This window comes from Cytobacillus solani (assembly GCF_001420595.1).
Classification (GTDB): Bacteria; Bacillota; Bacilli; order Bacillales; family Cytobacillaceae; genus Cytobacillus; species Cytobacillus solani.
The window spans coordinates 1,362,548-1,383,565 of record NZ_LJIX01000006.1; the positions used below are offsets into that span (position 1 = coordinate 1,362,548).

General features: G+C 39.4%; 17 protein-coding genes. 14 read left to right on the forward strand and 3 right to left on the reverse strand.

What is annotated here, in order from left to right:
* Window positions 1-8: 8 nt before the first annotated feature.
* The 4 genes from AN957_RS08520 (at window position 9) to AN957_RS08535 (ending at window position 3,783) form a co-directional block, all read left to right on the forward strand.
* The gene (locus tag AN957_RS08520) at window positions 9-785 is read left to right on the forward strand and encodes an enoyl-CoA hydratase-related protein (protein WP_053475183.1); all 777 of its coding nucleotides are present in this window, start codon (window positions 9-11) and stop codon (window positions 783-785) included.
* 175 nt (window positions 786-960) lie between these two features.
* Window positions 961-1,977, forward strand: a complete 1,017-nt coding sequence (locus tag AN957_RS08525; protein ID WP_056683452.1) for an ABC transporter substrate-binding protein — start codon at window positions 961-963, stop codon at window positions 1,975-1,977.
* A 35-nt stretch (window positions 1,978-2,012) separates the two neighbouring features.
* On the forward strand, window positions 2,013-3,014 hold the full coding sequence (locus AN957_RS08530; protein ID WP_056683455.1) for an ABC transporter permease: 1,002 nt from the start codon (window positions 2,013-2,015) through the stop codon (window positions 3,012-3,014).
* Entirely contained in the window at window positions 2,989-3,783 is a 795-nt protein-coding gene (locus AN957_RS08535; RefSeq protein ID WP_056683457.1) for an ABC transporter ATP-binding protein, read from the forward strand. Before AN957_RS08530 ends, AN957_RS08535 begins: the two co-directional genes overlap by 26 nt.
* Before the next feature lie 168 nt (window positions 3,784-3,951).
* On the opposite strand, the gene AN957_RS08540 is transcribed toward AN957_RS08535, so the two are convergent.
* Window positions 3,952-4,503, reverse strand: a complete 552-nt coding sequence (locus tag AN957_RS08540; RefSeq protein ID WP_053475187.1) for a helix-turn-helix domain-containing protein — start codon at window positions 4,501-4,503, stop codon at window positions 3,952-3,954.
* A 145-nt stretch (window positions 4,504-4,648) separates the two neighbouring features.
* Between AN957_RS08540 and AN957_RS08545 the strand changes: the two genes are divergently transcribed.
* The 3 genes from AN957_RS08545 (at window position 4,649) to AN957_RS08555 (ending at window position 7,109) form a co-directional block, all read left to right on the forward strand.
* Window positions 4,649-5,377 carry an AzlC family ABC transporter permease gene (locus tag AN957_RS08545; RefSeq protein ID WP_053475188.1) on the forward strand — a complete coding sequence of 243 codons (729 nt, stop codon included), beginning with the start codon at window positions 4,649-4,651 and terminating at the stop codon, window positions 5,375-5,377.
* Window positions 5,370-5,675, forward strand: a complete 306-nt coding sequence (locus AN957_RS08550; RefSeq protein WP_053475189.1) for an AzlD domain-containing protein — start codon at window positions 5,370-5,372, stop codon at window positions 5,673-5,675. Before AN957_RS08545 ends, AN957_RS08550 begins: the two co-directional genes overlap by 8 nt.
* Before the next feature lie 153 nt (window positions 5,676-5,828).
* Entirely contained in the window at window positions 5,829-7,109 is a 1,281-nt protein-coding gene (locus AN957_RS08555; RefSeq protein ID WP_053475190.1) for a M48 family metallopeptidase, read from the forward strand.
* Window positions 7,110-7,199: 90 nt separating this feature from the next.
* On the opposite strand, the gene AN957_RS08560 is transcribed toward AN957_RS08555, so the two are convergent.
* The gene (locus AN957_RS08560; protein ID WP_053475191.1) at window positions 7,200-7,436 is read right to left on the reverse strand and encodes an IDEAL domain-containing protein; all 237 of its coding nucleotides are present in this window, start codon (window positions 7,434-7,436) and stop codon (window positions 7,200-7,202) included.
* Window positions 7,437-7,622: 186 nt separating this feature from the next.
* On the opposite strand from AN957_RS08560, the gene AN957_RS08565 reads away from it, so the two are divergent.
* Window positions 7,623-8,201 (forward strand): competence protein ComK, encoded by a 579-nt coding sequence (locus tag AN957_RS08565; protein ID WP_053475192.1) that lies wholly within the window; start codon window positions 7,623-7,625, stop codon window positions 8,199-8,201.
* 33 nt (window positions 8,202-8,234) lie between these two features.
* Here the strand turns inward: AN957_RS08565 and AN957_RS08570 are convergent, their stop codons facing one another.
* A complete protein-coding gene (locus tag AN957_RS08570) occupies window positions 8,235-8,621 on the reverse strand; it encodes a YhjD family protein (protein ID WP_053475193.1) in 387 nt (128 codons plus the stop codon).
* Window positions 8,622-8,813: 192 nt separating this feature from the next.
* On the opposite strand from AN957_RS08570, the gene AN957_RS08575 reads away from it, so the two are divergent.
* The 6 genes from AN957_RS08575 to addA all read left to right on the forward strand — a co-directional run bounded on the left by AN957_RS08575 (window position 8,814) and on the right by addA (window position 20,955).
* The gene (locus AN957_RS08575) at window positions 8,814-10,805 is read left to right on the forward strand and encodes a S9 family peptidase (RefSeq protein ID WP_056683460.1); all 1,992 of its coding nucleotides are present in this window, start codon (window positions 8,814-8,816) and stop codon (window positions 10,803-10,805) included.
* Between the two features lie 316 nt (window positions 10,806-11,121).
* A complete protein-coding gene (locus AN957_RS08580; protein ID WP_075209112.1) occupies window positions 11,122-12,057 on the forward strand; it encodes an LCP family protein in 936 nt (311 codons plus the stop codon).
* A 105-nt stretch (window positions 12,058-12,162) separates the two neighbouring features.
* A complete protein-coding gene (locus AN957_RS08585; protein ID WP_053475196.1) occupies window positions 12,163-12,783 on the forward strand; it encodes a TVP38/TMEM64 family protein in 621 nt (206 codons plus the stop codon).
* 20 nt (window positions 12,784-12,803) lie between these two features.
* Window positions 12,804-13,358, forward strand: a complete 555-nt coding sequence (lepB, locus tag AN957_RS08590) for a signal peptidase I (protein WP_053475197.1) — start codon at window positions 12,804-12,806, stop codon at window positions 13,356-13,358.
* 347 nt (window positions 13,359-13,705) lie between these two features.
* The gene (gene addB, locus AN957_RS08595) at window positions 13,706-17,194 is read left to right on the forward strand and encodes a helicase-exonuclease AddAB subunit AddB (RefSeq protein WP_056683463.1); all 3,489 of its coding nucleotides are present in this window, start codon (window positions 13,706-13,708) and stop codon (window positions 17,192-17,194) included.
* Window positions 17,191-20,955: a helicase-exonuclease AddAB subunit AddA gene (addA, locus tag AN957_RS08600; protein WP_056683466.1), complete on the forward strand. Its 3,765-nt coding sequence runs from the start codon at window positions 17,191-17,193 to the stop codon at window positions 20,953-20,955. The genes addB and addA overlap by 4 nt, the downstream gene beginning before the upstream one ends.
* Window positions 20,956-21,018: the final 63 nt, after the last annotated feature.

A 21,018-nucleotide genomic window follows, 5' to 3' on the forward strand; every position in this document is an offset into this window, starting at 1 on the left:
GATCATTCTTGAGTTCAATCATTGTTGAATTGAAAAAGCATATTGCCGTCGTTGCGATTAATCGTCCGGATGCATTGAATGCTTTTAATTATGAAACTTTATCCGAGCTTCAGGGTTCAGTTGAGAAATTACGTACGAATCCCGAGGTCCATGTCGTCATTTTTACAGGATCAGGTGAAAAGGCATTCAGTGTAGGTGCTGATTTGAAGGAGCGCAAAACGTTATCAGATGTGGAAGTACGCCGAAATTTATATAAGATTGGAGAGGTGTTTTCACTGATTGACCAGCTCCCTCAACCAACGATTGCTGCGATAAATGGGTTCGCATTCGGTGGAGGGATGGAACTAGCATTATCTTGTGATTTCCGGATTGCTGTTTCAAGTGCCAAGATGGGACTGACAGAAACGAGCTTAGCGATCATTCCTGGGGCAGGGGGAACCCAAAGACTGCCGCGCTTAATCGGTCAAGCAAAGGCACTTGAATTAATTTTAACAGCTAAACGTTTAAGTGCTGAAGAAGCGTTGAATTACGGATTAGTAACAAAGGTAGTCAATGCGGAAAACCTATTCAATACATGCTTCGAGCTTGCTGAACAAATGTTAGCTAACGGTCCGTTAGCTCTTCAGCAAGCTAAGTTTGCAGTCAAACAAGGGATGAATGTAGACTTGCAGACAGGCTTACAAATAGAAAGAAAAGCCTATGAAGTTATTATTCCGACAGAAGATCGAATTGAGGCACTTCAAGCCTTTTCAGAAAAAAGAAAGCCAGAATTTAAAGGAAAATAAGGAAACAGCAGCTTTAAAAAGAAAGAACATGGCAATATGGGCCATGTTCTTTTTTATCGTTATTTTTAAAGATTTTTTGAAAATAGTAAAAAGTACTTGAATTTCTATCTTTAGTAGATTTATAATTTAGTGAATAAAAGCACAAAAGCGTTTAAGTGCAAAAGGGGTGTAAGTAATGTTTAAACAATTAAAAATACTAGCTGTAGCTAGTTTAGTAGGTGTCACGTTATTGAGCGGATGTGGCAGTGAAAGTACGGAAGGAAATGCTGCAGAGGGTGAAAAGGGAAAAACCTACAAGATTGGCTTAACACAATTTGCTGAACACCCATCCCTTGATGCGGCAACAGAAGGATTTAAAAAAGCTTTGGAGGATGAAGGGTTTAAAGAGGGAGAGAATGTTGAATTCGATTTCCAAAATGCGCAGGGAGATATGAATAACACACAGACGATTGCGAATAATTTTGTTGGTGACAAGGTTGATTTAATCTTTGCAAATGCAACACCGAGTGCTGTTAGTGTTCTAAATGCAACGAAGGATATTCCGATTCTGTTCACTTCTGTAACAGATCCAATTGGTGCCGGTTTAGTAGAAGCCTTAGATAAACCAGGAAACAATATTACAGGAACAACAGACAACCATCCAGATGGAACAGCTAAAACAATACAGTTTATTGTTGAAGAAGCAGGAGCAAAAAATATCGGTGTAATCTCTAATGCAGGGGAGCAAAACTCTGAGGTACAGGTGGATCAAGTGAAAAAACTTGCTGAGGAAAAAGGTGCAACTGTCGTCGAAGCATCAGTGTCAACTTCTGCTGAGGTAAAACAGGCTGCCGAGTCCTTAGTCGGACGTGTCAATGCTATCTATGTACCGACAGATAATACAGTTGTATCAGCGTTAGAATCTGTTATTTCAGTCGCAAATAGTGAAAAAATCCCATTATTTGTTGGGGAATTAGACTCAATGGAACGTGGTGCGATTGCTGCGAGCGGATTTAGCTACTATGATCTTGGCTATCAAACAGGAAAAATGGCTGTCGAAATCTTAAAAGGCAATAAAAAGGTATCCGAAATACCGGTTGAGCTGCCTAGAAGTTTAAAGCTAGTTATTAATAAAAAAGCTGCTAAAGCACAAGGACTTGAAGTAAAACAAGAGTGGGCAGAAATTGCAGAATTTTTCGAAGGTAAACAGTAGAAATATTTACACTTCAGTCAGAGGGGATGAGAACAATGCCAACAGCTATTTTTGGTTCGATAGAAGCAGGTGCCATCTATGCATTAATGGCATTAGGCGTCTATCTATCATTCAGAATACTTGATTTCCCTGATCTTACAGTAGATGGAAGCTTTGTAACAGGTGCGGCTGTGTCAGCTGTCCTTATTGTCGGAGGGACAGACCCATTTGCTGCGACGTTGATAGCCGTAATTGCAGGATTTGCAGCTGGCTGTATCACAGGGCTTCTCCATACGAAGGGTAAAATTAACCCGCTTCTATCAGGAATTCTTATGATGATTGCCTTGTATTCGATTAATTTACGAATAATGGGAAAATCAAATGTCCCTCTACTTGCTGAAGAGACAGTAATGACAAAGTTAACTGCCTTTTGGCAAAGTCTTGGTTTGGACGAGGCACTGCAAGCGTTATTATCAGTGACTGGCTTTGTTCCGAACACATGGGGCATTCTTATCTTAATGCTAATCCTAGCATTTATAGTTAAAGTGATTATCGATCTATTTTTAACAACAGATATCGGTCTTGCGATTCGGGCAACTGGAAATAACGAAACAATGATTCGCAGCTTCTCGGCAGATACAGATTTACTGAAGATTATGGGTCTTGGACTTTCCAATGCACTTGTCGCATTCTCAGGTGCATTGGTTGCGCAATATAACGGGTTCAGTGATGTTGGGATGGGAATCGGTATGATTGTGATTGGTCTTGCTTCAGTCATTATTGGTGAAGCGATTTTCGGTGCAAAAACAATCGTTAGGGCAACATTGGCTGTCATTGGCGGTGCCATTCTATATCGAATTATTGTTACAGCTGCACTTCGAGTTGAATTTCTTGAAGCAGGAGATATGAAGCTTATTACTGCGTTAATTGTTGTGTTTGCCTTAGTAATCCCTAAAATTCTTGAAAAGCAAAGGGAAAGACAACGAAAAAAGCGCAGGGTAGTCCAAAAGGCTTATGAGGGTGGTGAACAGCTTGCTGCAATTAAAACAGATTCATAAAGTCTTTAATGAAGGTACACCTGATGAGAAAATGGCTTTAAAAAATATGGAACTGCATTTAAAGCCTGGTGATTTCATGACCGTAATTGGCAGTAATGGTGCAGGGAAGTCAACACTTATGAATCTAATTTCCGGAAAAATGATTCCGGATTTAGGGGAAGTCATCATCGACGGGAAGGATGTCACGATGGTAAAGGAGCATAAACGGTCTAGATTAATTGGACGTGTCTTTCAGGATCCGATGGCTGGAACTGCTCCAGCGATGACGATCGAAGAAAATCTCGCTATTGCCTTTTCCCGGACAGCTTCACGCGGATTGAAAAAAGGCGTGACCAAAACAAGAAGAACCTTTTTTCAGGAAAAGCTGGAATTCCTTCATCTCGGTTTGGAAAATCGCCTGCAGGCTAAGGTTGGTTTATTATCAGGAGGAGAAAGACAAGCGCTATCCTTATTAATGGCAACGTTCACTGAACCGAAAATTCTCCTTCTTGATGAACACACAGCAGCCCTTGATCCTGCTCGTGCAGAACTGATTACCGCTCTAACGAAAGAAATTGTGAAAACCTATCAGCTTACCACCTTGATGGTGACTCATAATATGCAGCAGGCATTGGATCTTGGCAATCGCTTGATCATGATGGATAAAGGACAGTTAATTTTTCAGGCAAATGAAGAACAGAAACAATGCTTAACAGTTGAAAAGCTATTAGAAGAATTTCAACGGATTCGTGGAGAGAAGATGAGCACTGATAAGGCGGTACTCATATAAAAAAGTGCAAATGCTTGATAAAATGTTAAACTTGCTCAATAAAATATAAGAAATGCTAGATAAAACAAGAAATGTGTTAGATAAATCGTAAAAAATGCTAGATAAGTTCCGCTAGTAAATGGTTCAACTAAAAAAGGCATATCACGCCATTCGTGATATGCCTTTCAATTATGGATAATACATGACTACCTGAAGTCTGATAACCTCTGTTACGCTATTTTTATACGTATGAGCCTTATTTGCTAAGAAGCGAAGCGAGTTCCCTTGCGCGATTTGAATATACTGTTCACCGATTAGCATTTCGAGTGTGCCACTCATCACGGTCACGTACTCTTCCACGCCTTCATTATGCTTATCGGCTGTATGCTGACAGCCAGGCTCAATTTCTACAATGAATATTTCAAACTTTTTTCGCGGATCAAATGGAAAAGTGGGATATACCCGATAATTTCCATTACATTCGATAATTGGTGAAATAGACTGTAAATCAACATGAAGAACTTCTGAAGGCTGTTCACTAATTAAGGAAGAAAAAGAGACTTGAAGTCCTGTAGCAATTTTCCATAATGTTGTGACGGTTGGATTGGATTCTCCGCGCTCTATTTGGCCGAGCATGGCCTTGCTGACGCCAGTAATATCTGCAGCAGTATCCAAACTGTACCCTCTTGATTTACGAATATTCTTTAGGTTGACTCCGATATTTTTTTGAATATTTTCCATTATTTCCTCCGGAACGGTTGTTTATTATAACGCACATATGTATACTATAATTATTCAAATGTCTTTTATACTATCCATTATAGCTATTATAGTATATTTTTAAAACTAATTATTTGAAATTTCAGATGGAAAAGGCGGTGACTTCATGGCGGAACTAGCAGTAAATAGGTCTGCATCAGAATTTAGGAAAGGGTTACAAGCAGGAATTAGCATTGCTATTGGCTATGCTCCGATAGCATTGACATTTGGGCTGTTAGCTAAAACAACTGGCCTTTCTATTGGAGAAACAGTACTCATGAGCTTGGTCGTTTTTGCCGGTGCCTCACAATATATCTCGTTAAGCTTACTATCGCTCGGAACGGGGATATTTGAAATCATTTTAACTACATTTATTGTAAATATTCGACATTTCCTGATGTCAACGGCATTAAATGAAAAAAGTGAAGAGGATCATTTCGTTAATAAGGCTATCTATTCTTTTGGGATAACAGATGAAACTTTTTCTGTTGCGGCGATGAAGGAAGGAACAGTTACAACCGGGTATATGTTTGGGCTGAATCTCATTTCATATGTGAGCTGGGTCGTTTGCTCGGGAATTGGCTTCTTAATTGGCGCTAGTTTGCCGCAAACACTGCAGGAGAGTATGTCAGTTGCCCTCTATGCGATGTTTATCGGTTTACTCGTTCCATCCATGAAAAGAAGCATCAAGGTCGTGTACCTAGCTGCTCTCGCTGCTTGCTTTAATACAATTTTTACGTTAACCAATGCCTTATCATCTGGATGGGCCATTGTTGCTGCTACATTGCTATCTGCTGTAATGGTTGAGTTTATTGAAGGAGTAAAGAAGAAGCAAAGGGGGGAAGGGCATGAGTAGTGAAATCGTTTGGATGATTCTTGGAATGGGCGCGGTTACCTATATCCCAAGAATGCTTCCGTTTGTCCTTTTTAAAGGGAAGGAACTGCCCCCTTTTCTTCAAGGTGTATTAAAGAATGTACCATCTGCTACATTAGGTGCCCTTATTTTTCCTGGAGTATTATTCATCCAAGAAGATATTTGGTTTGGAATACTTGGTGCTGCTGCCGCTTTTCTTGTTGCTTATCTAGGTGCGAATGTGATTGTCGTCGTACTGGGGGCAATAGCTGTATTATCTGTCTACTCATTTATTATGTAATGCAAAGGCCGGTTTTCGCGAAAACCGGTTTTGCTATGTAAAAATCGTACAAACTATAAAGTGAGCGATAGATTTCGGTAGACAAGTAGTTCTAAATATGATTTTTTATACTAAACTAAATATGGAAAGGCTGTACAAATTGGGGGGAGTGGAATGGCGAGAAAAATTGGCTTTTACGGGATTCTAGCTTATGTCATATATGGGCTATTTTTTTATTGGTATTTATTTCATTTTGCAGATACAAGTCTGCAGTTTGAGTATGAAGGCACAAGGGCCGATCCTGCTACCTTTTTAAACGGAAGAGAGCTTATGCTAAGTGAGGAATATTCAAAAATAAGAAATTTATTATTTTTCCTTTCGACGCCTTTTGAATGGTTATTTTACTTATTTGTCCTGCTGCTTGGACTGGGGAATGCCTTTAAAAAGTGGGCAGGGCAGTCTACTAAATTGAAGTTTGTTCAGTCTGCTATTTATCTCTTCTGGCTTTCGCTCTTTGCGTTTGCTGCGACAGCTCCGTTAAGTTACATTAGCTATTCTCTTTCGAAAAGCTATAATATTTCAACGCAAAGCTTTAGCAGCTGGATGAAGGATGAGCTTATTGATTTCTGGATTAACTTTGGGATGATGATCATTATTGTTGGCGTTCTTTACTGGCTCATTAATAAAAGCCGGAAAAGATGGTGGCTCTATGCCTGGCTGCTGTCTGTCCCCTTTACATTGTTCATGATGTTTCTTCAGCCCGTTGTTATCGACCCGCTTTACAATGATTTTTATCCATTGAAAAACAAAGAGCTTGAAGCAAAAATTTTAGAATTGGCCGCTAAAGCGAACATTCCTGCTGAACATGTATTTGAAGTGAATATGGCGGAAAAGACGAATTCCCTTAATGCATATGTAAATGGAATTGGTTCTAATTCGAGAATTGTTCTTTGGGATACAACGTTAAACCGATTGAATGATGATCAAATTTTATTTATTATGGCGCATGAAATGGCTCATTATGTTGAAAAACATATTTACTTCGGAATTGCCGGTTATTTGCTGCTATCACTCGTTGGGCTTTATTTAACTGCAAGGATCATGGAATATGTAATTGGCAGATGGGGGAAAGTGCTTAAGATTCCAGCGGTAAATGACATTCGTTCTCTTCCGTTGTTTCTAATGATTCTTTCCATGCTATTATTTATTTCAAGCCCATTGTCCAATTTCGTCTCCCGATATCAGGAATCACGTGCAGATAAATATGCAATCGAAATGACGAAGAATACAGATGCAGCGATCGGTACATTTCAAGAATTGACCCGAGCAGGATTAAGTCAAGTGAACCCGCCGCTGCTCGTGAAAATTTTCCGTTATGGACACCCAACGATGCTCGAACGCATCTCGATGCTTGAGGAATATGAAATCAATCATAAAGTAAAGGAAAACGAGTAGGCCGCTTGCTGCTGCTCGTTTTTTTGCTTACAGCGTACTTGAAAAAAACAAATCCCCCGTCGTAATTGACGGGGGATGAATCGATAGCAGCTAATTACCGAAACGTCTAGTAAGTTCCTGATATTGTTTAGATAGATGATTAAATGCTCGTTTATTATTTGTATCAATGGCTTCATCGATTTTTTCCATCAGCTTTGCTTTTTCTTTCTTGAGTAAAATTTCTGAAAGCAGCATATCAATGTAGAGATCTAATACAAAAGACTCTTTTAGGTGCTTCTTCTTCATGGCGCTTTTTTTCATCAGCTCTGTGTATGATTTTTCATTCATGAAAATCACCTCAATGCTTTTTACTATTATATGGAGTTACTTCGATTTATTCAACTTGATTTTGAATTTTTTGAAAATATTTTTATGGAGAATTTGAACAAATTAGTAACATTTAGAAAAAAATGAATTATTTTACTGTAAACCTGATATGATGGAGGCGAAACATTATATAGGGGAGTTGAAGAAATGAATGGCCAAGAAATATCCTCTTTAATTGATGAATATGAAATTAACCCGAATACGATGGTTGTCATGCCACTGGCATACGGTTCAAAAATTTATTCGCAAATTTGGGAGCTAGAGGATGAGTTTATATCACCATTTAAACCAATTGATATTATTAAAAAGAGCTGTACATTTTTTGGTTCTAGCTATGAAGGTCGCAAAGAAGGAACCCGTCAATTAACTGGAATTACCCACAAAGCACCAATTACTATTGACCCCACAAACTTCATTTATTTTTTTCCAACTACTTCAGCGAGCAACTCACAATGCATATGGATTTCATCGGAGCATATTCTTTCTTACCACCGTTTCGATAGAGGCAATACGGAGGTGAAATTCAAAAATAAACAGTCAAAAATTATCCCGGTATCCTTCAATTCCTTCAATAATCAGGTTTTAAGAACCGCTCTTTTAAGAACAACGCTAATCAGCAGAATTGAGGAATCAGAACGGAAAGCACTGTATTTTTTTAATGGGAAAAGAAGTATAAGTGCATTAGAAAGGGCAAGCAATTATCGGATTAGAGGTTTTAAGGGCTGAGGCGGCCTAATTTTTTGTGCTCTTCCTTCACCTTTAGTTTTTCGGGCTCTTTGTGTAGTTGCTTATATGCCGTTTATATAAATAATAATCCATCAGCTCTTGTACTTTGTTGCGAATACGTGGGTTGAAGTAATTGTGCTGTTCTTCATAACCTTTATAAAGAAATAGGAACATCGTGAAAGCTTCATCCCGCTTTAGCTGCTGTACCTTAAGCTTATTTTTACTCATATAAAGTTTGACTGCGGACAATTCTTTTTGAATGACCTTCATTGTTTCCTCAACTAAATTTAAATAAGGCTGTGGGAGTTTGAAAGAGCTTTTATTTATGACAGTCAGATCACGATTTAAAATCGTCAGCACCATTGGTAAATAAATAGCCTGCTCCAGTATGTTGCGATCTTCCTCAGGAATTCTTGTCATATTCCCTTCCTCCTTCATAAATTCAAAAACAAAACAAGAACACTTGTTCTAATTTTACAGATAATCTATTCCGATTGCAAGAGGCATTCTTTGTCGGATTTACCAATACTTTAAATGAAAATAAAAGAGAAGCAGGGAAATTAATTCTATTGTCGAAATAAAAAAGAACATGTATAAGGAGGGTGTTGTAAAATGACAGAAAAACGGACCATACAAGCGGAAGATCTTTACCAATTAAAATCAGTAGCAGATCCCCAGCTGGCTAGCAACGGAAGGGATTGTGTATTTATTGAAACAGTGATGCTGGAAGAAGAGAATAAATACTCTTCACATTTATATTATATAAATGTAAGCGAAAAAAATAAGCCAGTTCAATGGACATTTGGTGAAGCTCGAAACCACTCACCTAGATGGTCTCCAGATGGGCAGAGGGTAGCGTTTGTATCAGATCGAAGCCAGAAGGGTCAAATTTATGTCTTAGATGTAAAAGGGGGGGAAGCCCGGCAATTAACCACATGCCCAAATGGTGCATCAAACCCTGTATGGTCGCCTGATGGGACAAAAATTGCCTTTAATGTGGCATTGAAAAATGGTGAATCTTTATCATCATCTAATAAAAGTGAAGAAAAGAAAGATAAAAGGCCTGTTCCTCTTGAAGTAGATAAAATGAAATATAAATCAGATGCTAATGGATTTTGGGAAGGAAACTACACTCAGGTCGCATTCGTAGATATTCAAACAGAGGAAACGGGTCTGCTCACCTCAGGCGAACACGACTATCAGCTGCAATCATGGTCGCCTGACGGAAAATATGTGACGGTTACCGCTGATTTAAGTGAGGAAAAGGATCAGTCCTTCTTGAGTGATGTCTACCTCATCAATGCAGAAACAAAAGAAGCTAGAAAGCTGACAGAAAGTACAGGATACTTCGGGAGTGCAACATGGTCTCCTAATGGCAAATACATTGGGATGTTAGGACATGAAAGGGAATATAAAAATGCGACACTCTCAAAAATTTGGATTTATGACATGGAAGCTGAAAAGCTTGATTGCTTAACAAAGGATTCTGATTTGCTAATTGGTGATTATGCTATTGGTGATTTCCAGCAGGGGGCAGTCACGCTAGGCATTCTGTGGGGAGAGGATAATCACAGCTTCTATTTCTTAGCTACAGATCATGGCAATACGGTTGTTTATTATGGAACATTAGAAGGAGAGCTATACCCGGCTTTGCTCGATGCTCAGCATGTATATGGTCTCTCCACTGGCGGAAAAGTTGATCGGGCGGTCGTAGCCTTAAGCAAGCCTTCGCACCCGGGAGATCTATTTGTCCTGCATGTGACATCAGGTGAATTAGAGCAGCTGACAAACGTTAATGAAGCATTTTTACAGGAGACAGTGCTTGCTAATGCAGAGCCGATTGAATTTACATCTTCGGATCAGTGGGACTTGCACGGCTGGATCATGAAACCAGTTCATTTCAAAGAAGGGGACAAGGTTCCGTTAATTCTTGAAATTCACGGTGGCCCACATGCAATGTATGCGAATACGTACTTTCACGAGTTTCAATGTCTAGCCGCTCAAGGATATGCTGTATTGTATATAAACCCAAGGGGAAGCCATGGGTATGGCCAGCAGTTTGTTGATGCAGTACGAGGGGATTATGGCGGAAAAGACTACGAGGATCTTATGGATGCGGTGGACTATGCGATAGCAAATTTTGATTTTATTGATGAAAATCGCTTAGGCGTAACAGGCGGCAGCTATGGCGGCTTTATGACAAACTGGATTATTGGACATACGAACCGCTTTAAGGCTGCCGTGACTCAGCGTTCCATTTCGAACTGGATTAGCTTTTATGGTGTAAGTGATATTGGCTATTATTTTACTGATTGGCAAATTAAGAGTGGCTTGAATGATATTGAAACACTATGGAAGCATTCACCGCTTGCCTATGTGGATAAGATGGAAACACCGCTCCTTATCCTTCATAGTGAAAAGGATTACCGCTGTCCGATTGAACAGGCAGAACAGTTATTTATTGCCTTAAAAGACCGGAAGAAAGCAGCTAAATTAATCCGTTTTCCTGAAGCAAATCATGAACTTTCAAGAAGTGGAAAACCCAATCTGCGAATCAGCCGTTTAAATTACATTGCTGGCTGGTTTAATGAATATTTGAACTAGAAATAATACCGCAAGCCTTTAATAGGTTTGCGGTATTATTTCTGTCTAGCTTCAGCGCCTACCCCCTCGAGGTCACAAGACAAGCCCCCCAGAAAGGTAAAGAACAACCTTTCCGTGAGGCTTGTCTTGTGCTTGTCGGGGGTGAGCAAGGTGCTTCCGCATTTCTTTTATTTCTTCAATTGCAATTATTGGATATTTATGGCGATAATGAGGTATACAAGAAATACCAGTAAACAAAAAGAAACTTTTTTACTAAATAAGTAGTCATATATTGTTGAAGGTTATAAACTGAAAAAAACAGGAAGGAATTTTTAATATGAGAGATAAAAGATATCAACATAAAAAATCGAAAAGGAAGAAATGGAAGACATTCGTCCTTATTCTATTTCTATTATTTGCAGGGACCCTAGCCTATTCGTATTATCAGTTTAAACAAGGAGTCTCACAATCAAAAGATAAAGTAGACACTCAAGCAATAGAATATGAATTTAACGGTGATAAAGATCCGTATGGAGGGACAAGTATTCTTCTCTTAGGAAGTGACGATCCCGGAAAAGGAAATTCAAGAGCAGATACAATTATGGTTGCCCAATATCATCCGGATAGAGGGACATATAAAATACTATCTATTATGAGGGACACATATGTTGACATTCCTGGTCATGGCAAAGATAAGATTAATGCAGCCTTTGCTTTAGGCGGGCCTGAGCTATTAAGGCAAACGATCAAAGAGAATTTTGATATTGACCTTCAATACTATTCCATTATCGACTTTGAGGGATTCATACATCTTATAGATGAGGCATTTCCTAAAGGGGTAGAAATTGAAGTTGAGAAGGCCATGTCAGCTAAAATCGGGGTGCAGCTTGAGCCTGGATTACAAAGGCTTGATGGGAAGCATCTTCTTGGCTATGTCCGTTTTCGTCATGATGCCATTGGTGATTTCGGCAGGGTTGAACGCCAGCAAAAGACAATGCAAGCTTTGGCTGATCAATTGATGAGTTTTCAAACAGTGGCGAAGCTCCCTAAATTAGTAGGTGTGATGACGCCGTTTGTCAATACGAATATGGCTACAAAGGATATTCTATATATTGGTAAAGAATTTATTTCTGCGAAGAATCGTGACATTGAAACAATGCGGATTCCGGTAGATGGATCCTATCAAGATAAGAGAATAAGCGGGGTCGGTTCTGTGTTGGCAGTAGACTTTGAAGAAAATAAACAAGCAATTCGTGAATTTTTCACTAAATAAAATTCTTTTTCAGAAATTAGGTGTACAATAAGAGGACAAGAGGTAAGCCAAGATATTAGAAATATAACTTTAAATATTGTCTAGCTCTATTCAAGGAGATTCTACATGGATTACGAATTATTTAAAGATTTGTTTACACTTGAAAATATTATGGATTTAATCGAAAAATATCGTTCTTTTGGTCCGTTGCCAGGGCTCTTGCTTCCAATGCTTGAAGCATTTTTGCCTTTTCTTCCACTCTTTATATTTGTCATGGCAAATGCAAATGCGTTTGGATTGTGGTTCGGATTTTTATTATCATGGATAGGTTCAACGGTCGGTGCCTTTCTAGTCTTTCTGCTCGTTCGGAAATATGGGCAGAAAAGAATACTGCGGTTTCTTAAAAAGAGCCCAAAGGTGCAAAAGCTCATGGCATGGGTAGAGAGACATGGGTTCGGTCCATTATTTATCCTATTATGCTTTCCTTTTACTCCTTCTGCCGTTGTAAATATTGTAGCTGGTTTATCAAAAATTAGTATTGCCCAGTATATGCTAGCTGTATTAACAGGAAAAATGGTGATGATTTTTACGATGAGCTTCGTAGGTTATGATATTAAGTCATTAATTACACAGCCCGTTCGGACTGCTATCGTAGGAGTAATTATATTCATTCTTTGGTATGTTGGAAAAAGGATAGAAATAAAAATGAATATAAGTACAAAAAAACGACGGAATTATGAGAAATAAAAAGGTTGGTGAATGCAAACGTGAAAGAGTCAGTGAAAAAAGAAGGCATTGAATGGGTCAAGGCATTTGGGATTGGATTAATTATATTTGTATTTATTCGTACATTTTTCATTTCCAATTATGTTGTAGAAGGGAAATCGATGGAGCCGACACTTGAAAATGGAAATAAGCTTATTGTTAATAAAATCAGCTATCAAATTGGAGAATTGAATCGCTTTGATGTGATCGTTTTTCATCATAATAAGGAAGAGGATTTTGTGAAAAGAATTATTGGGCTTCCTGGCGATAAGGTCGAGTATCGTAATGATGAACTTTACATCAATGGAGAGAAGATAGAGGAACCTTACCTTGAAAAGCAGCGGGAAGAAGCGTTCGGAAGCAAATTAACGGGTGATTTTACATTGCCTGAGTTGTGGGGCGAGGAGACAGTGCCTGAGGGAAAGCTTTTTGTACTTGGCGATAACCGGCTTGAAAGCTGGGATGGCCGCCACTTTGGCTTCATCTCAATGGATCAAGTGGTAGGGAAGGTAAATTTAAGATATTGGCCAATTGATGAAATGGATATTTCTTTCTAAAAAACAGAAAAGGGCTCAATTTGAGCCCTTTTTCAATTTAAGAATAAGAAAGAATAACATTTTTCAAATTTGGGAACTGTCTAGCTCCAGCGCCTATCGCCTATCAAACTTCAGGTCTCCTCCTTACGATAAGTCAACATCGGTTCGCTCACGCTCACCGTGTTTCCTTTATCGAAAGGAAGAGCCCCTCCAGTTTGTACGGCGATGATCAAGGCACTTGCGCTTTTCTTAGTAGAACCTATTTCCATTGTTTTAACAAGAGACCAAACAAAAAAAGACGATCCTTCTATGATAAAATAGTAAATAAATGATAGTCCGAATTGTGGGAGAGGAAGAGAGGTAAAACTATGTCCGTTCGCTTAATAATTGGACGCTCAGGCAGCGGGAAAACAGAATTCTGCTTGAATGAAATTCGTGATGAATTGAGAATAGCACCTGAGGGTGACCCAATCATATATTTAGTTCCTGAACAAATGACATTTCAATCTGAATATAAATTAATTACAACACCTGACTTAGGCGGGATGATTAGGAGCCAGGTATATTCTTTTACCCGGCTGGCTTGGCGAATTCTTCAAGACACGGGTGGAATGAATCGATATCACTTAAATAGCGTTGGGATCAGCATGCTGATTCGAAAAATAATTGAAGAGAAAAAAGATGAACTAAGGTTATTCCAGCGTGCAGCCGATAAAAATGGCTTTGTTCAGCAAATGGAACAAATGATGACAGAGTTTAAGCGCTATTGTATTCAGCCAGAAGAGCTTGCCGAGAAACAGGCGCAATTATCCTCTGGAGGGAAAACGAATAAGGCACTTCAAGATAAGTTGCATGATCTTGAGTTAATCTATCAATCATTCGAAGATTCTCTTTTTGGTAAATACGTAGATTCAGAGGATTATTTCCGTTTATTCATAGAGAAAGCAGCTGACTCCGATTATTTGAAAAAGGCAGTCGTGTATATTGATGGGTTCCATAGCTTCACCCCACAGGAATATTTGATCATAGAGCAGTTAATGAAGCTTTGTAAAAAGGTAACGATATCTCTTACTCTTGATCAGCCTTTTACACATACTCCTCCACATGAACTTCATCTATTTCGCATGTCAGGAGAAAACTGTCAGACACTATATGAAATGGCGGTCCGAAATGGCCTTGAAATAAAAGAAACGTTTCTAACAGAGCCGAAAAGATGGGTAGACACCTCTTTGGCACATCTTGAAGCGAATTTTGATACTCGCCCTGCAGTTAGCTATAAGAGAGAAGCGGCAATTCATATTGGACAGGCAGTGAATAGAAGAGCAGAAATAGAAGGCGTGGCAAGACATATTAATCAGTTGGTTCGTACAAAAGGCTATCGGTATAGAGATATGGCCATTCTTACAAGGAATGTACAAGATTATAATGACATGATTGAAACGATCTTTACTGATTATGAAATTCCCTTTTTCATTGACCAAAAGAGGACGATGCTCAATCATCCACTGGTAGAATTTATTCGTTCAAGTCTTGAGATTATTAATGGGAATTGGCGATACGAGCCGATTTTCAGAGCAGTAAAGACGGAGTTATTGTTTCCAGTTAAATTAGAAGCAAGTGTGTTGCGTGAACAAATGGATCGACTTGAAAATTACGTTCTTGCCTATGGAATCCAAGGGGATCGATGGACGAGGAAAAATAGATGGAGCTACCGCAGGATTAGAGGGCTGGAATTTGAAGCCATCGCGCAGACGGATAGTGAAAAGAAAACGGAGCAGGAGCTCAATGATTTTCGGGAAATGATTACGTCGCCCTTATTGAGACTCACGCGGCGTTTGAAGAAGGCAGAAACGGGACGGCAATATTGTGAAGCGCTTTACTTGCTTCTGGAAGAGTTAGATGTTCCTGCTAAATTAGAAGCATGGCAAGGATATGAGGAAGAGCGCGGGAACCTCATTAAAGCTAGAGAACATGGACAGGCATGGAATGCGATTATGGAGCTTCTTGATCAATATGTAGAAATGATTGGAGAGGAAACTGTAACGACTAAGAGGTTTGCAGAAGTACTTGATGCCGGGATGGAATCCATGCGCTTCACCTTAGTTCCTCCTGCTATGGACCAAGTAATGGTTGCAGATTTAGAAAGGTCGCGGCTTTCAAATATAAAGGCTGCATTTGTTATTGGTCTGAATGAAGGTGTCCTTCCTGCAAAATTTTCGGAGGAAGGTGTATTTGCTGATGAGGACAGGGAACAGCTTCTGTCAATCGGTCTGAAAATTGCTTACGGAAGCCGAACGAAGCTGCTTGATGAAGAATTTCTTGCCTATAAAGCATTTGTGACACCGTCAGAATCGCTTTACATCAGCTATCCGCTTGCTAATGAAGAAGGGAAAGCGTTGATTCCATCTTCTTATATTAAGCGAATGAGCGATATTTTTCCAAATGTAAACCAGCATTTTTATATGGCAGATCCAGCTGAACTTCCGGAGCTGGAGCAGCTGCATTACGCTTCAAATAAAAATACTGCACTATCTTATTTAACATCTCAATTGCAGCTGAAAAAGCAAAATTATCCAATCTATGATTTTTGGTGGGATATTTATAATTATTATTTGGAAAATGATAGCTTGCGAAGACCTGCTCTTAAGGTCCTTTCCAGCTTGAATTATGAGAATCGGACAAGCCGGCTGGATGAAAAAATCAGCATGGATTTATATGGGGATCACATTCAGGCAAGTGTATCCAGAATGGAGCTTTTTTCTAGCTGTCCATTCTCGCACTATGTTCAGCATGGGCTGAAGTTAAGGGAGCGTCAGGTTTTCCGTCTAGAAGCGCCTGATATTGGCGATTTATTCCATGCAGCCTTAAAATATATTGCCGAAACGGTAATAAAAGATAATCAATCATGGACGGATATAACAAGAGAACAATGTGAAATTCTAGCAAAAGAAGCAGTCGAAATGCTGGCGCCAAAATTGCAGAATGAAATATTGCTAAGCTCAAACCGCCATTTTTATATAAAAAGAAAACTAGAGCAAATTATAAGCAGAGCCTCATTTATTCTGAGTGAGCACGCTAGATCAAGCGGATTTTCTCCCATTGGTCTGGAGCTTGGATTTGGTCCGAAGGGGGATCTTCCATCGCTTGCCTTCCCGCTGAAAAATGGAACGAAGATGGAGCTTGTAGGCAGGATTGACCGTGTCGATAAGGCACAGGATGATCATGGTGTATTCTTGCGAGTCATTGATTATAAATCCAGTTCAAAGGATTTAAATATAAATGAAGTTTACTATGGAATTTCTCTCCAAATGCTTACGTATTTGGATATTATCATTGCTCATTCTAAAGAACTGATCGGTGTAGAGGCGGATCCAGCCGGTGTCTTGTATTTTCATGTTCATAATCCGATGATCAGCACATCAAAAATGCTGACACTTGAGGATATTGAACAGGAAATTTTTAAAAAGTTTAAAATGAATGGGCTCTTGCTTGGCGATGAGAAGGTAATCAAATTAATGGACCAAACGCTTGATAAAGGAGATTCACCAATTATATCTGCAGGCTTTAATAAGGATGGATCGATTTCTAAACGTTCGAAGATAGCAAGCAAACAAGAATTTGATTATTTGCGTAAGTTTGTCCGCAGCAAGTATACGGAAACTGGAAATCGTATTACAAGTGGACAAGTGGATATCGCACCTTACAAAATGAAAGAGAAAACCCCTTGTACATTTTGTTCGTATAAATCGGTTTGTCAATTTGATGAATCGCTGGAATCAAATGAATATCGCCTGCTAATCCCACATCAAAAGGATGAACTCATTAACATAATTAAAAAGGAGGTGGATGGACAATGACTAAAATGGTTATCCCGCCTAAACCGGTGGATGCAACATGGACGGATCCCCAATGGAAGGCGATTTGTGCCAAGGGACAGGATATTTTAGTTGCTGCAGCGGCAGGCTCGGGAAAAACGGCTGTATTGGTCGAAAGAATTATCAATAAAATTCTTTCTGAAGAGGAGCCGCTCAACGTTGATGAACTGCTTGTTGTAACTTTTACTAATGCATCAGCTGCAGAAATGAGGCACAGAATTGGAGAGGCACTAGAGAAAGCAATTGATCATAATCCAAAATCCGTGCATTTGCGAAAACAATTAAGTCTATTAAATAGAGCTTCCATCTCCACTTTGCATTCCTTCTGCTTGGAATTGATTCGAAAGTATTACTATTTAATCGATATGGATCCTAGTTTCCGAATTGCAGATGAAACGGAAGCACAGCTTTTAAGGGATGAAGTATTGGAGGAGCTTTTTGAAGAGGAATATGGACGGGAAGGCAATGATGCCTTCTTTCAACTTGTTGATACATTTACAAATGATAGAAGTGATTTAGCGCTTCAAGACATCATCCGTGAACTATATGATTTTGCGAGAGCAAACCCATCACCTGAGCAGTATTTAGATTCGATTGTTCATATGTATGATGTGGATGAAACAACCAATATAGAAGAGCTGCCGTTTGTTCAGTCGTTATTGCATGATATTGAATTACAGCTGCAAGGTGCAAAACAGCTATTAGAACAAGGGTTAGCAATGACAAAGCTTCCAGGGGGTCCTGCTCCAAGAGCTGAGAATTTTATCGATGACCTTCATGTTGTCCAAACTCTTATCGATGCAAAAAAAGACTCTTGGACCACTCTTTATGCAGCTATTCAAGCTGCTTCCTTTGGCCGCCTAAAAAATTGCAAAGGCGATGAATATGAACCGGAACTGATCGATCAGGCAAAAAAGCAAAGGGATCAAGTGAAAAAAGTTATCCAGGATATGAAGGACGAGCTTTTCTTGCGGAAACCGGAAAGTTTTATACATGATATGGCGGAGATGAAGAATTATATCGAGGGACTTGTCTATTTAGTTAAGGCTTTCTCTAATCGTTTTACGCAAGTCAAAGCGGAAAAAGGGCTTGTGGATTTTGCAGACCTAGAACATTACTGCTTAGAAATTCTTTCTTTCCAAAATGAAGAAGGTTTGATAAGTCCTTCAGATGCTGCCCTTGCTTACAGAGAGCAATTTAAAGAAGTATTTGTTGATGAATACCAGGATACGAATATGGTTCAGGAAGCCATCCTTCAATTGGTAACAAAAGATTTAGAACATGAAGGCAATCTCTTTATGGTAGGGGATGTGAAGCAGTCTATTTATCGTTTCCGGCTGGCTGAGCCGAATTTATTTTTAGGAAAGTATACTCGATTTACTCCAACTGGTGAGGAAACAGGCTTGAAAATTGATTTGGCAAGAAATTTTCGAAGCCGAAAAGAAGTGCTTTACGGAACTAATTATATTTTTAGGCAAATTATGGGTACGACTGTTGGGGAAATTGACTATGATGATGCGGCAGAACTAGTAAAAGGAGCGCCGTATCCAGAAGATGAATCTTATCCGATTGAACTAGCCATTATTGATATGGAAGAAAAAGAGGAGGAGGATAGGGAGGAAGCATTAGATCAGGATGGTTTTGATGCTGCAGATCTTGCTCAGTCCCAGCTGGAAGCGAGATATATGGCTTCGAAAATAAAAGAAATTATTGGGAAGCGAAAGGAAGTATACAATCCGAAAACAAAGTCAGGGCGCCCTGCGATGTATCGGGATATTGTTATTTTGCTTCGTTCAATGACATGGGCCCCGCAAATTATGGAGGAATTCAAGCAACAGGGCATTCCAGTTTATGCAAACCTTTCATCAGGTTATTTTGAAGCAACAGAAGTGTCAATTATGATGTCACTGTTGAAAATTATTGATAATCCATATCAGGATATCCCGCTTGCAGCTGTGCTCCGCTCCCCTATTGTTGGGCTAACAGAGGGAGAATTAGCGCAAATAAGAATTCAAAATAAGAAGAGCTCCTTCTATGAAGCATTGACTGCCTTTTGCACGAATAAGCCTTCATTTGAAATGGAAGGAATTGTTGAAAAGGTTCGTCCATTCTTTGACCAATTAAAGGAATGGCGTGTATTGGCAAGACAAGGTTCTCTTTCGGAGCTTATTTGGCAGCTGTTCAGGGAAACACATTTTTACGACTTTGTCGGCGGAATGCCTGGAGGGAAGCAAAGACAAGCCAATTTGCGTGCTCTTTATGACCGGGCAAGGCAGTACGAGGCCACCTCATTTAGAGGATTGTTTCGTTTCTTGAGATTCATTGAACGCATGCGAGATAGAGGAGATGATCTTGGTGCTGCTCGTGCGCTTGGCGAACAAGAGGATGTAGTCCGTTTAATGACGATTCATAGCAGCAAAGGACTAGAGTTTCCTTTCGTGTTCATTGCTGGACTTGCACGTAATTTTAATACAATGGATCTGAAGAAAGCTTATATGCTTGATAAGGATTATGGCTTGGCAGTAAAGTACGTAAACGCAGAGAAAAGAATCTCCTTTCCGTCACTTCCTCAGTTAGCTTTCAAGAGGAAAAAGAAAATGGAGATGCTTGCGGAAGAAATGCGTGTTTTATATGTGGCTTTAACAAGAGCGAAGGAAAAATTATACCTCGTTTCATCCTTGAAAAGTGTGGCAAAGAAAATGAAACAATGGGCGAAAATGACTGAACATCAGGACTGGCTTTTAAATGAATATGAACGTGCTTCCGTAAATAGTTATTTGGATTGGATTGGTCCATCCCTTGTTAGGCATAAAGATTGTACGCAATTAAGGCTAGATTCATCACCAGCAGGCTCGCTTGTTTCGGCTGATATTACTGAACATCCATCATGCTGGGCGATAACCATTTTAAATTCACAAGAAGCAGCAATGATTATGGAAGAGGATAGTCTTGAAACGGAAGATTTATTGGAAAAGGTTTATGCTGGGGAACTAGTTCCGGTGCAATCTGAATGGAAGGGTGCGGTAGAGGAACAACTGTCATGGAAATACCCAGAATTAGCAGCATCACGCTATCGTTCAAAACAATCTGTATCCGAGGTAAAGAGGCAAAAGGAAATATTTTCTGCTGAAGAGAGCGGGACAGAAGTGATCCGTAAATTTCAAAAGACACTGCTAAGTCGGCCAAGGTTTATGCAGGAAAAGTCGTTAACTCCTGCTGAACGTGGAACAGCTATGCATATGGTAATGCAGCATATTGATTTTCGGGAGTCGGTTACTGTGGAGTCTATCCATACAAAAATGGATGAGATGGTCATAAAGGAACTCTTGACTGAAGAACAGCGAGAAGAAATTGAAGCGGAACAAATTATGATGTTTTTTGAAACAGATCTTGGGCTTCGGATGGCTCGAGCAAATGTAATTAATCGAGAAATCCCTTTTAGCTTAGCTTTTCCGGCAAGTGAAATTTATCCTGATTGGAAGGGACCTAATGAGCCTGTACTAATCCAAGGAATCATTGACTGTGTTTTTCAGGATGAGAAGGGACTCGTGCTGCTTGATTATAAAACGGATGGAATAACAGACCGTTTTAAAGGAGGTTTTGCTGAGGCAAAGCCTGTTCTCGAGGAACGATATCGGGTTCAGATCGAGATGTATGGAAGAGCGTTAGAACAAATTTTGAAAAGAAAAGTGAATGAGAAATATTTGTTTTTCTTTGATGGCGCACATGTGATACGTATGTAATATATTTAAAGACCGGCGCGGAACGCTTTTTCCAGCCGGTCTTTTCCATTGAAATTACCCAAT